The organism is Acidianus sp. HS-5 (genome assembly GCF_021655615.1).
Lineage (GTDB): Archaea > Thermoproteota > Thermoprotei_A > Sulfolobales > Sulfolobaceae > Acidianus.
In genome coordinates, this window is record NZ_AP025245.1 from 655350 (window position 1) to 668071 (window position 12722).

The window sequence follows — 12722 nt, forward strand, 5'->3', positions numbered from 1 at the left end:
CTACTGTTTATTACTTACCACCTCCTAGAACAGCCCTAAGTACTGATTGAACTGTTGGCATTTGAGTTGGGGCAGGATTTTCTACAGGCCCACTATGAGTTGGCGGAGCAGGTGTAGTGTGCGTAGTAGGTGCTCCTCCTAAATATGGGTAATAATATCCACCTATTACTATTGTTGATAACTGAGGGAAGTAAGGAGTCCCCAAAGCCATATTAACGCTTGAGGGATCACTCCTCTCCGCTAAAACTCTGGCTAAACCTAACCTTATTGCGTCACTTATTTCAATTCCTAAGTCCCTTAACTGTAATATCCTCCTAAGCTCTGGATCTTGAGGTATTAGCTTCGTTATTCTTACTGAGATTAAATCTATTCCTATTTCGCTGAGGAAAGTCTTTAAACCTGCAGTAACTGCAGTTGTTATATCTGCGAATTTCTTAAATACGTCTACTAATTTCACATTATTTAAAACTTGGCTTACGTCCTGGTCTATTATTGGGTTAATATACAGAGCTAAATCAGTGTCCTTAAAGTATTGTGAACCGAACTGTACATTAGTCACTAGCAGTGAAGGGTTCTGGACTCTAAAATAGACTGCGACTTCATACTCTAATGGAACTAAATCGTCAGTCTGGCTTATTCCTGCAACTCTAACTTCGTGCCTTGTTGTAGAAACAAAGTAAACTACGGTATCGTAAGGTAAGGATTGGTATCTAAACTTTGATAAAAACGCTGAAACAGGATTTGCCGGTGATTGAATATTGTGAGTTCCAGGAGGAAGGTCCCCTGCTATTTGACCTTGGATTATTACTATGCACCTCTCAGTAGGTTGAACTATAAATAGTGATTTTGAAGTTATGTTCTCCTTTGGATACCTAAAAATTATAGAGTCTTGAGGCATTAAGGAAGCTCCATTCTCAAGTTCAGTACTTACAACTTGACCTCTAAATGACATTTTACATCTACAAAATATTATATAGTAACAATTTAAAAGGATTTTCCATATACTAAAAATAAGGCAAATGGATTTTATATAGTCTACAAATTATCTTATCTAGCTTCAGGAGGGAACAGCAATTTATTCCTATTTATTATAATTTCCTTTAACTTACCTATCATTGAAAGCATTGCATCAACATTGTCTGCAGAAACTGAAAAATTCAGTATATCATTAGCAATACTGACCATATTAAGGTCATTATTCACAATATCATCAAGTTGTTCAGTCTGTATTTTATACCTTGCATAAACATCTCCACCGCTACCCTGTTGGGAATTTATTATTCCTATTATTGTCCTAAGTTGAGATTGTAAATACTCCATCTTCTTTAAAGCAGGAGAGAAAGGTTCTATCGACGCTAGCTGGGATTCCTGCTGTGAAATATTATTAATTGCGTTCTCTAACTTCGATATTACAGACTGTCTAATCAGGAAGTCGTCCTGTCTTATTAAATCCTTTACCTTGTACCCTCTATACCCTGGAACGAGTAACTGCAACTTTTCAAGAGGAGTTAACTCTTTAGGCATAATTTAATTTTAATCAAGGAGTTAAAATATTTTGATGAGATCTTAAATGATGTTTTCAAGTAGTTTAGGCGATTAACATCGGAATTAAAAAGTGTTTTAGAATTTAAATAGATAAAAAGTAAACCAATATACGTGCTTATTTGATAAAAAATATTCGTATATAAGTGTAAGATATACCCTAGAGTTTTAATTATTTATTTAAGATCCCATAAAAATTTTTTACTTTTTTATCATAATAGATAGTTTACATTTATTTATGTAAAGTCATATCGGTTTAAAAATAAATAAAAGAAACTAAAGTATTAACTTTAAAAACTATTTAGATATTTACTGCGAATACGTAACCTATGTTATTATCTATACTCCAAACTTCAATAGAATTCTTCTCCTTATAAAGAATTATTGGCTTTCCTAAATTTGCTGAGTATTTTATTATATCATCTACGCTATTAACCTTCACAACCTCTTTAACAATAGGCCTTTCTGTAGTTTCAATAAGTATCTTTTTCACCTTTTTTAACTTCTTCATTGTCCTTTCTAAAACACTCTCATCCTTATTTTTCGCTAAAAATAACAACGAAATTAATGCGACTGCAGGAATTGCTGAATATACAAAATTTAACCGATTAAAGTCTCTCTTAATATAAATAGGAGTATTCACTGTTGAATTGTAGGACGATATAGTTATAATTCCTCCGTCATTTGTTATCATGACTAGAGGATATAATGTATAATTGCCTGCCTTATTTTTAATATAAATCAGAATATCATAACCAGAAGAATATACTCTATACTTATATAATAATAAAGAGACGTAGTTTGATATGTTAGTAAGGTTAAGCGGTATTATTGTAGAGTTCATCTTTACCTGTTTATAAATTAAAGATCCTAAAGTAGTATTTACAACCACCTTATAGCACGTAAGGTTACTTTGATAAGGATAACTCCTAATATGAATACAGAGTTCTTGCAGTAACTGTGTTGGAAAATAATTTTTAGTAACATTTACGAAGTTCTCCTTAATCTTTCCCTCATAAAGCACTACGAGGTTATTATTCCTCAAATTAAGGCAACAGCCTTGTTTACATATGATTGTGCAGGTCATCTTGTTATTATAGCATAATTTTAATACTATCTCATAAGAACCCGGTATATATCGTGAGAAGTTATTTAGCTCATAAGTGAGTGTAGAGACGGGCAATAATAATTGCCCAATCGCAGTACCACAAAGTAAGGTTATGTTATATACTCCAATATCTGATAGTATTATGCGATATTTGAAAGTTGACACGTTAGTAATTTTTACTACTAGGTATTTTGCTATATAAGTCGGGAAGTGAGTTACGTTAATCAATTCCTCGGTATTTAGTACCTTTGAGTAATTTGCATAAAGTATTATAGAGGCAACAATGCTCAGATTCTCATATTCTATTATAGGTTTATAAATAGTTACATTAGTACCATGAGCAAACGGATTCGGTTTCTCTAACGCTGTATAATAAATATTGTCATAAGCAGCAGTATTGTAGCCAGCGAATTCAGGGCGGAAAGAATTTTCAAAAGCCATTACGTTAGTATATGTTAATGTTAATGTGAGTATTACTAGAGCCAAAATTAGGAATAACCTTAACTTTCTATTAAGATTCACTCGCATGTATATAGAGTATTTCTATAAATATTTAGCTTTTTCGTTGCCTATTTTTTAGATAGGTGAGACTCATGCTAGTTACGCGTTCGGTAAGCTATTTCATACAGAGAATGAACTTCTTTTTTATTTTATTACTTACCAAAATCTTTACGTTACATTGCCTTATTTTGCTTATTGAATATCTAATTACTTCAGATTCACCAATTTTTCCTTCTGGGATTACTACCAAAACTTCAGCAGGCTTAGGTGGAAGAATAAAGTTAAAGAAATTAATATAGTCTTCAACTAAGCTGAAAGGAATTTCGTTTAATCTCTTACATTCACTCAAATACAATTCCATAATAATTAATATTTCGCCAAATTTTTAAATCTTTCACTTAAGGTTAACTATCAATAAGAAACAAGGCCTATAAGGTGATGTGATGTATATTTCAGTTGCATTAGAAATACACTTAGATTCTCCGGGCAAGAGGGTTAGAGTATGGCAACCATATCTTACGTTAATGGTAAAACAATAAATGTTATGAATCATTATCTTTCCGCTAGTAGTTTCAATAATATTGGTAACATAAGCAGTAGCTTTCACTCCGGTTTGGTTCTCGAAAAAGTAAGAGTACACGAAACCTATTGATAATATAAGAAGTACTCCTAGTACAAAGAAGATAATTGCTCTTATCATATTAGTATGTATTCCTTATTTTATATTTAATACTGTCTGTTTAATCTGCGTGAATAAACTATTCTTTTGCCATAAATGAAAGGTGTAATTTTCTTATATTCAATTGCTTATGTGAGTACTTTGAATATGTTAACTCTAGATATTCATATTATCCATTTATTTAGATTAGACGTTATATTTTTAAATGGCGAAAACAAGGTAATATTCAGAAGAAAAATGAGAACAGAAACCAAAGCCCTAACACTAGGAGTTGTAGCAGGAATCTTCCTATTAAGCCTAGTAGTATCGATGGACTTCGTGTATTTCGCGCCAAGGACAGCAGTTGCATACGTAGTTAATGACTGCGCAGCAAACATTGCATTAATACCGAACGACCACAGCTTGCAGTCTCAAACAGGACCCTTCGCATACATTAATAGCCAAGGAGATCTGCAAATAAACTTTGGTAAAGTTGCTCCAAATAGTCTAGAAATATTAAGTGATGTATTCTTTATCAAGAATAATTTAAATAAACCAGTCACGATAACATTAACAGTAGATGCACCAAAATGCGCTTCAATATATGTCTATAACACATCAGTAGATGATCCACCAGCACCACCTCCACCACCACCAGCAACAACTCCTACTCCACCTCCACCACCACCCGCACCAACAACAATAACCTTCCAACTAGGCCCTGGTGCTGAGGTACCGATAACGTTGACAATAGTGACTGCTAACGTACCGCCAGGAACAACGTTATCCTTCATGATGTACGTAACTGCAACGTATATGGGTAGTAGTTGAAAGTAATAATATAAAATTAAGGTAAAATATTTTTTAAATCCTTTTATTAATTATGTTATGAATGGTGATTAGATTGTTAAGGATTTTAGCTTACGCCTTCTTATCTTTAATACTCGCGTCTATAGTATTTAGCCTAATTTCACAATATTTTTTTGGCTTACCTTATGGCTGGAACATTGAGGCTACTAACTCAATGGTGCCGGAACTTAATCCAGGTTGTCTAGTTTTCATAATGCCTTTAATAGGAAATCCGCACATTGGGGAAATTGTTGCATATGAACCACCATTTTATAATCATTATATAGTTCACGAGGTTATTGAGGAGAAACCTTGCGGGTACATAACTAAAGGAATACATAATGAATTCCCTGACCCTTGGATAGTAAAGAGGTGCTGGATAAAGGCCTTTGTACCAGTAATTTTTGGTAAGCCTTTGTCAATACCTTACATAGGTAATGCAATATCAATCCTAAACAGTAGTGAAGGAAAAATTTATGCTCTCCTTACGATTTTCGGAATATACATCGCATCAGAGATTATTGATAGGAATAAGATTAGCGTTATACGAAGAAGGAGAAGTATTAATACAAAAATGGTGTTATTTTCGCTCTTTATTCTATTCTTTATTGTTTTTTTCACAATATTTTCAGTTAATACAGCATTAACTAAGGCACAATGGACTTCTACCAACGTTGATTCATTCCTTACAGAGAAGGAGATAGGAGTTTCTTTCAGAATAGGAGTAGTCCCCAGTTGTAAGAATATTACATTAATTTTACCAGTAAATGTGAGTAGATTCATATTCAAATTACCTCTGGCTGTTCTATTTTACTCTAATGAAAGTAATTTACAATTAGTCGGGAATAAAACAATAAGCCAAACCTCTAATGTGACATTTTTACTCAATAGTGGTAAAAGCGGATTTAGAGAAGACAGTGTTGGATTCCTTATAGTCCCTGAGTTCTTGCCATATTGCATTATGGAAGGCTTGTTTGCTATAAATCCTCTATTGTTTATATCAATTTATTCCTTTTTGTTATCTTTAATAATAATAGGCGTAATAGTTCTTCTGAGTAAGATCCTTTCAATGCTAGTATATTAAGGTGATCATTTATTAAAAATACTATAATTTTGGCTAATAAATATCCACATGAGTCTATTTAATAAGAGGAGAGTGTTGTTCTGTAGTCATTTCAATAACTTATAATAAAATTGTAATTAGAAATCTCTTCTTTAAATGACAACTGGCATTGTCAATACAATCTAATAATGTTATCAGAGCCCGAAAATAACTAGTTATTTCTTACTTACCGTTATTAGCACTGTGATCTACTTTAACAAGTGATTACTTAGGCATATTTGAAAGAACATAATATACTAGAGATTATTTGGGATAATATTGTTATAAATTGTTTAAGAAGACGACTGTATGAGAATGTAACCTTATTTATTCTGAATCTCAATGATACAAAGTGGAAGAATAGAATGTATAAAGGTGATGAGGGTAAGTAGAGCGTAAAATTTTCTTTGACGACGAAGAGCTAGAGAACTTTGAATAAAGAGGGTTAAAGCATATGTTGGTATTACGCATTTCGCACATACCTTTACGTTATTCATTATCATATAGTACGATAGATTTACTCGTATTTTCATAAAATGTATAATTTATTACCTTAAATATGTAAAATCTTCTAACATATATTTATATAGACAATTCCCAAAGATAGTTACCACCTTTAGAATTAGACGGATAACAATTTTAATTAACTTATTTATATTATTTTAACTATCTAGCTTATTTTAATCACTTGTAACACTTTTTAGCGGATTTACGAGTTGAAAACAAAGTATAAAATATGTGAATATGAGTCAAATAACTGATGCTATTTCTATACATAATAGTAAGACTATAATGAAAGAAGAATTTAATTAGGGTGTGCTCTCATGTAGTAATCTTATTCTATAAGTAATAGTGAAATTATTAATATAATTGAAAATACATTCCTTAATTGATATCGTTGTAGTAATAGATCCAGGGGTTAGAGGATGCTTATATATTATGGAGAACGGTGTGGGCTTAGGGACGGTTATGTATTCTCTCAGTCCTGATTGTCTTATATCCCTTTTTTACTTCTCCATCAACCCAAATCGGTGCATTATTATATATAAAGAGATTTCCCATAATCATTAACCCTAACATAAGCGTTACGAAGAAGGTTATGTATTCTCCCCCTCTAATATTGCCAGTTTCTTCTCCTTTTAGCAGCATCTACAATTATTATATTTGCAACTTTACTATCTTCTTTTTACAATATTCTGCACTAGATGGTTACGCACTCCCTCATATTTTCCTGTACCTTCCAGGGGATAGTTGTGTATTATCCCCTTGAACGTTATGGGATCTACATCTATATAGAGAACGATATTTAACAAGGTTCGTTTAAAGGAATATATGATATTACATAAATTTTACTATAAATTATCAAATAAGATGATGCATAAGAACATACTCTTAACGATTATTATACATTAAATAAAAATTTCTCTATAATAACTATAATTCAAAGCTATATACAATGAACCTTATTTTTGGGCGTAAAGCTTATAAATTTTTGGCTAATTAATATTTTATGGCATTATTTAATAAGAGAAAGAGGGATAAGTATGACATTTATCATGACATTTTAAAAGTATGTAAAAACTCTATAAGCGGTATTAATAAAACGAGGTTAATGTATTCCGCAAACTTGACCTTTGAGGTCGCAAACAAATATTTACCACTTTTAGAAAATAATGGATTGATAATCAGGAAGGGTAACCTGTATTTCATAACAAAAAAGGGAGACGAGGTCCTTGAAAAATTAACTAAGTTTAAAGAAATGAAAGGAGAAATGAAGGAATTAATAAATAAATTAAAGGAGGAACTGCATTGATATACCCTTTTTTATTGTTATTGGCATAGATTTGCTTTTCCTCACAGTATCATTTTATATTGCAAGTAAAATGGATAATTTATATAAAGCATTAAATACATCTGTAAAACATAAACTTTCTATAGAATTTTTGGAAAAAGCTGAGAACTTATTCAGTAGTAGTGAATTAAGTAACTTACTGGAGGAGATAATATACTATTATAAAATATTTGAGAACCCCAGCCTAGATAGAATAAGTAATAAGATAATGAGAGAGTCAGATAAGATACGTAAGGAAATTGAAGAACTTTTTTATATAATAACATTAATAAATGAGATAAGGTATAAATCAAACGATCTAAGAAAAAACTCAAGACTATTGAGAATACTTTCGATAACTGCTTCAATTCTCGTTTTAGGAGATTACGAAGTAATTAATCTCGGGATTCGTTCGCTCATCATAATGGTACCTCTTGGTGCAGGAATAAGCATAATTATCACACTAATTTTACACATGTTTTACACATGGTTTTCCACTTGTAAATCAACTAAAAACATATTAGTATCTAATACTTAATCAAGAGTAATAAAACGGTACTAAGCGTTTAAGAAAGTACAGATAATATAAATACTAAATGACCTAAAACGGTAACACTTAACATACATTACTCCAGAGACTCTTATTAGCACTGCAGACTTTCTCCAATACTAATAGATGATTTTATCGATACTAAGCATATCTTAGATTTCATTATATGGTTCACTTTTAACATCTTAAGCTAGTCCTTTGTAACTATTATGAAAAAGACTATGTAATTACAATATCTTGTGGAATTCTTCAATTTTTATCAAAGTTTACTTACCTTTAAATTAGCACGATTTAGAATTTTATGAAAACTTATAGGCTTAACACCTAAAGAAATTGAGTTAAACAAAGCACGATGATCATCTTGAAGTACAGCAACTTTAATGTTAGCCTGCCATTTCTACCATCCCTAACCTTGAATATACCTGCATACTTCAATGCTAGTTCCGTGAATGTGAAGTAAGACTTTAATGCTGACAAGCTATGCGTTCTCTCTCATAAATTGTTCCAATTATCTCAAAAATTTAACACATAATTTTAAACAATTTTTAAGATAATCTGAACTAGTGTATGTTTTCTCATAAGCTATTCTTGCAATTAGTGAATATACTAGAATAGAGTATTCCGAAGCTTAAGAAAGTAAAAAAGATTTTAACCTAAAATAAGCCTTTGAGCTACATCAAACATTGACCGTTTAATGCGAAATAAAGGTTAAGGTTAAATAATCTATTAACAGTGCTTAACTTTCCGCAGTATAGTTTTAAAATCTTTTAAGATAGTTAAGTCTGTAAGTTTTTACTATATTTGCTAACGGTTAATTTAGTCCCATTACAAAATGACTGAACAACGTACAGAAAAACTACAATAACCGAAATATTTAAATTATTTTGTACCAAAGAATATTTATGAACAGACATGCCATTGAAAGAGAACTAATGAATATAATTGAGACGGTTAATAATTTAATTGAACGAAGCGGCTCTTTATGTATTAACTTTTCCAGTATAAAAAAGGAGATAAGCATTCATTCTCAAACTCTCACAAATTTACTGAAAAAGGGAGAACAAGTTGGCTTAATAGTTAAATGTAAAGATTTAGGACTAGGAGAAAATGGCTACACGGCATTACCAATTTATGTAGTTAGTTTAGAGTATAAAGTTGTAAACGAGATAGTCGATGTTACTGATAAATTTATAATAATGAAACATACAATTGAAAATAAGCTTTATAATAATTCCTCATTACCTCTTAGGGGAGCTACAATCAAGATTTTTGGTGACGTGTGCGTGGATAAACCAGTTACATTTATTGGAAGGGAATATAAGCAAATACATTTGGAAGAGAGCATTGATAAATACTACATCTTCAATCTAGATAGTGATGTAGAAATTAAGTCGGGAGAAATTTACACTTATAAATATGAGTTTTACCTAAAGTATTTTCCTCCAATGGATTATTTTATCATAGAACCTTTCAATATCACTATGTTATTTAGAGCTAAGACCTACCTTACTAAAAGTGGGAAGAAAGTAATAAAGTCCGTAAGACTAGAATATCTACCTAATATTAGAATAATAAAGGAAAATCAAGGAAAGACCTACCACGAGGTAGAGATTATTAAAATCCAAGCTTTTAAAAGAATAAAATTCTGGTTTAATATATAAATTTTACAAAGGTATACGTATATCCTTTAAACAAATTTAAGATCAAAAATATAATTGATTTAATAAATTTATATATAACTTAAATGCAATCTTTGAAAGATAATTAATCTAAATACATATACGAATAGATAATGCTAATATGTACAAGAGCAGAAATTAAGAAGAGATAAGGAAACAATATTATAGCAATTTTTGTCCTACTTTAACATGTCTTAAAAATTTTTAATAAATTTAGGTAGTTTCATAAACATATTTCAACGAATCTATGGAGTTCCTCAGTTTAAGAGAATTAAGCAACATTATCTACTTCTATAGCTTTACACTTTTCAATTAATCAAACATAAATCTAAAAACTTTATCGGTAATTCGAATCATCAAAAAATGCAGAACGACTAGTAATATTATTTTAGGTTAATTACTCTTTTTTATTCAAAGTTCTTAAAAAGTTCTCTAACTCTTCCTCGTTAAAGAAAATTCTACCACTCCATTTACCTTCCATTATTCCTATGCCTTCATCACCCTTTATGCATTCCGTCCTCTCACTTTTTTGTATGCAGACTGCATCATTTGGGTCCTTTCCTGAAAGAATGAACGACAAGATGATCTTAAAAACCTGGAGGTTTTCTGCATTTCCGCTTATTCTAACTTTCCCTTTCCTCTTAATGTTAACTATATCAAGAGAACAGTTTTGATCAAGAATAAACCACTCGCATTCATTGAAATTGCACACAATTCTTAATAAATCGTTTCCCAATATTAGGAAAGCTTCCCTCATTTTTCACCATATTTATTATTTAGAAAGAAGAAGTATATAATGATGTTAAGCTTAAGAACTTCTGCAGACATTTACTTGGAAGAGGCTGACTAACTGTTAAAGAAAGGAGACTTAATACAAGCATCAGAGAAACTCTATAAAGCAGCAGAAGAAGCAATAAAACTCTTAGCAACTGAGAAGAATGTTAGTGTTTTATCTAAGGTTAAAAAGGAAGATAGGTGGAAATCTGAGTACCTATTTGATGCTTCCTTACAGCTCTTTGTATTTTATCCTGAAATTAAGGATATATGGAAGAGTGCGTGGATTCTTCACGTGGAGGGTTTTCACGAAACTAGGTTAGATGAAAACAAAATTAAATTTTATGCCGAGAACGTTAAAAAGTTACGTAAAATCTTAGAACCATTTCTTTAGTAACTTCACATAGTCGGCTGACAATAATTCAAGGTATGATGAAGGGATCTTAAATATTAAACCTAACCCCATCATTGTAAGTGTATCCTTAAATACGTTCAAAGCCTTCTCCATTACCTTTTTCTCGTCGTCAGTCTTTAGGATCATATAAAGAGGGACTGCTCCTTCGTAGTAGTGTCTTTGTAGTAGAGTATAAGTTTTCTTTTTCCTTGACGCAATGTAGTAAGCTGTGGAAAACGCTGAGAGATTATAATGTTCTTCTAGAGGTAGAGAAATATCTCCATTTTCCACAAGAAACCCAGAATATGTAAAGTACTCGCTATCTTTATCTATTGAAAATAAAAGAGTATGAAGAGACGATCCTTTAATCGCAAAAAGGTAGCTTTTCATGTTATTTTTTTATTAATCTTCTTAAATTAATTATTTTCCAGATTGGACTGCGTCCTCATTGCTTAAGTTTAAAACTTTAAGGTTTTATTCAATTATGATTTCTAAAAATACTTCACATTTAGTGTATACTTGGTTATGTCTTAAAGATCAGGATAATATAGTATATATAGAAACACTGTCTGAACATATGATTACGTTTTACGTAGTTAAGCGTGTATGCGTCGTCCCATGTTTTACCCTTGATCTTCAAGGTTTAACTGAATATAAGTACTTATATGCTTTGTTGTGTGCTTCAATTTTCTTAGGTATTAAGATCGTTTGCTTTTATTAAATTCAAAATTGGACGTTAGCTAAAAGTAAGTTTTACGTGAACTTTGATAAAAATTGAACTATCCCACAAAACAGTACTTATGATAAATATTTTATACATGAAAATTTGATATGAAGTTATGAAAGCTTGTCCTAGATGTGGGTATTTGAATCCTGATAACGCATTTGTTTGCCAAAAATGCGGATACTACTTAGGTAACGTTTCAGCAACTCAAAGTACTGTAAGTGCAACAAATAGTAGCACACCCACGAACACAATAGATAATACACCCACGTTAAGTCCTACAGAGAAGCCCATGGTTAAAGTTTGCCCAGTTTGTGGTTACATTAATCCAGGAGATGCAAGCAAGTGCTTGAGATGTGGTTACGTATTTCCTCAGCCTCAAGTAGTGGTTTGCCCCAGATGTGGTTTTGAAAATCCAGTAACTGCCACTAGTTGTTTGAGGTGCGGTTATCCCTTGAAGCAGGAAACAGGGCCTATAGTACAGAACAAAAGGAAATTCCCTACAATTCCCGTAATAACATCAGTAGTTATTGCTTATGTTATGATAGTTATCTTAGTCTACGTCTTAGGCTAACGTTTTAAATTACAGACTCTTTTTAATTTTATGATTAAGACATTCCTTTACGAAGGAAAATATCCAATAATGATTTACGAGAAGGAAGGCAAAGAATACTCTTTCCTAGCAGTCTGCCCACATAAAAATAGACCTATTTTGTCTGAAGGTTATAGAATTGAAGGAGACACTATAGAGTGTCCCTTCCACCACGCAGTCTTCAGCCTAATAACTGGAGAGCTTCTGAAGATACCTAACTCTAAAACTCCATGTCCCTCTAACTGTAAGTTAGTTAAGGTTGAATTTACACCTTCAGGAGTTAAATTTTACGGCAAGCCAATAATTCCAGAATTGCCTAGAAAATGAATGTAATTTTTATTTCATATTAGCTATTTAACTTTATACCCATTTCTTCTCGATAAGAATAATTCAACATAATGTTTAAATAATTTTATAC

The 12722-nt window shown here is 31.5% G+C and carries 16 protein-coding genes; 8 read left to right on the plus strand and 8 right to left on the minus strand.

From position 1 onward, the window contains the following. Window positions 1-10 precede the first annotated feature (10 nt). From HS5_RS03450 to HS5_RS03470, 5 genes are all read right to left on the minus strand, one after another. Window positions 11-952 (minus strand): SPFH domain-containing protein, encoded by a 942-nt coding sequence (locus tag HS5_RS03450; protein ID WP_236752730.1) that lies wholly within the window; start codon window positions 950-952, stop codon window positions 11-13. A 95-nt stretch (window positions 953-1047) separates the two neighbouring features. Continuing rightward, window positions 1048-1524: a hypothetical protein gene (locus HS5_RS03455; RefSeq protein ID WP_236752731.1), complete on the minus strand. Its 477-nt coding sequence runs from the start codon at window positions 1522-1524 to the stop codon at window positions 1048-1050. A gap of 319 nt (window positions 1525-1843) precedes the next feature. Then, a complete protein-coding gene (locus HS5_RS03460; RefSeq protein WP_236752732.1) occupies window positions 1844-3136 on the minus strand; it encodes a hypothetical protein in 1293 nt (430 codons plus the stop codon). Window positions 3137-3266: 130 nt separating this feature from the next. After that, complete coding sequence (locus HS5_RS03465; RefSeq protein ID WP_236752733.1) at window positions 3267-3512, minus strand: DUF4898 domain-containing protein; 246 nt, start codon at window positions 3510-3512, stop codon at window positions 3267-3269. A gap of 33 nt (window positions 3513-3545) precedes the next feature. Further along, complete coding sequence (locus HS5_RS03470) at window positions 3546-3851, minus strand: hypothetical protein (protein ID WP_236752734.1); 306 nt, start codon at window positions 3849-3851, stop codon at window positions 3546-3548. A gap of 111 nt (window positions 3852-3962) precedes the next feature. On the opposite strand from HS5_RS03470, the gene HS5_RS03475 reads away from it, so the two are divergent. Both HS5_RS03475 and HS5_RS03480 read left to right on the plus strand, forming a co-directional pair. Continuing rightward, window positions 3963-4640, plus strand: coding sequence for a hypothetical protein (locus HS5_RS03475; protein WP_236752738.1), 678 nt, complete (start codon window positions 3963-3965; stop codon window positions 4638-4640). 73 nt (window positions 4641-4713) lie between these two features. Continuing rightward, window positions 4714-5742, plus strand: a complete 1029-nt coding sequence (locus HS5_RS03480) for a hypothetical protein (RefSeq protein ID WP_236752739.1) — start codon at window positions 4714-4716, stop codon at window positions 5740-5742. Between the two features lie 975 nt (window positions 5743-6717). On the opposite strand, the gene HS5_RS03485 is transcribed toward HS5_RS03480, so the two are convergent. Continuing rightward, window positions 6718-6909 (minus strand): hypothetical protein, encoded by a 192-nt coding sequence (locus HS5_RS03485; protein WP_236752741.1) that lies wholly within the window; start codon window positions 6907-6909, stop codon window positions 6718-6720. A 361-nt stretch (window positions 6910-7270) separates the two neighbouring features. Between HS5_RS03485 and HS5_RS03490 the strand changes: the two genes are divergently transcribed. From HS5_RS03490 to HS5_RS03500, 3 genes are all read left to right on the plus strand, one after another. Further along, window positions 7271-7573 carry a winged helix-turn-helix domain-containing protein gene (locus tag HS5_RS03490; protein WP_236752742.1) on the plus strand — a complete coding sequence of 101 codons (303 nt, stop codon included), beginning with the start codon at window positions 7271-7273 and terminating at the stop codon, window positions 7571-7573. A 70-nt stretch (window positions 7574-7643) separates the two neighbouring features. Next, the gene (locus HS5_RS03495; RefSeq protein WP_236752747.1) at window positions 7644-8129 is read left to right on the plus strand and encodes a hypothetical protein; all 486 of its coding nucleotides are present in this window, start codon (window positions 7644-7646) and stop codon (window positions 8127-8129) included. A gap of 914 nt (window positions 8130-9043) precedes the next feature. Continuing rightward, on the plus strand, window positions 9044-9802 hold the full coding sequence (locus tag HS5_RS03500; protein WP_236752750.1) for a hypothetical protein: 759 nt from the start codon (window positions 9044-9046) through the stop codon (window positions 9800-9802). Between the two features lie 415 nt (window positions 9803-10217). Here HS5_RS03500 and HS5_RS03505 read toward each other — a convergent pair whose 3' ends face one another. Next, window positions 10218-10577, minus strand: coding sequence for a hypothetical protein (locus HS5_RS03505; protein ID WP_236752751.1), 360 nt, complete (start codon window positions 10575-10577; stop codon window positions 10218-10220). A 93-nt stretch (window positions 10578-10670) separates the two neighbouring features. Between HS5_RS03505 and HS5_RS03510 the strand changes: the two genes are divergently transcribed. Next, a complete protein-coding gene (locus tag HS5_RS03510) occupies window positions 10671-10988 on the plus strand; it encodes a PaREP1 family protein (protein ID WP_236753454.1) in 318 nt (105 codons plus the stop codon). On the opposite strand, the gene HS5_RS03515 is transcribed toward HS5_RS03510, so the two are convergent. Further along, window positions 10971-11378, minus strand: coding sequence for a hypothetical protein (locus tag HS5_RS03515; RefSeq protein WP_236752753.1), 408 nt, complete (start codon window positions 11376-11378; stop codon window positions 10971-10973). The two genes, HS5_RS03510 and HS5_RS03515, sit on opposite strands and share 18 nt — an antisense overlap. Window positions 11379-11827: 449 nt before the next feature. Between HS5_RS03515 and HS5_RS03520 the strand changes: the two genes are divergently transcribed. Beyond that, window positions 11828-12286: a zinc-ribbon domain-containing protein gene (locus tag HS5_RS03520; RefSeq protein ID WP_236752755.1), complete on the plus strand. Its 459-nt coding sequence runs from the start codon at window positions 11828-11830 to the stop codon at window positions 12284-12286. 30 nt (window positions 12287-12316) lie between these two features. Further along, window positions 12317-12631 (plus strand): Rieske 2Fe-2S domain-containing protein, encoded by a 315-nt coding sequence (locus HS5_RS03525; protein WP_236752761.1) that lies wholly within the window; start codon window positions 12317-12319, stop codon window positions 12629-12631. The last annotated feature ends 91 nt before the right edge of the window (window positions 12632-12722 follow it).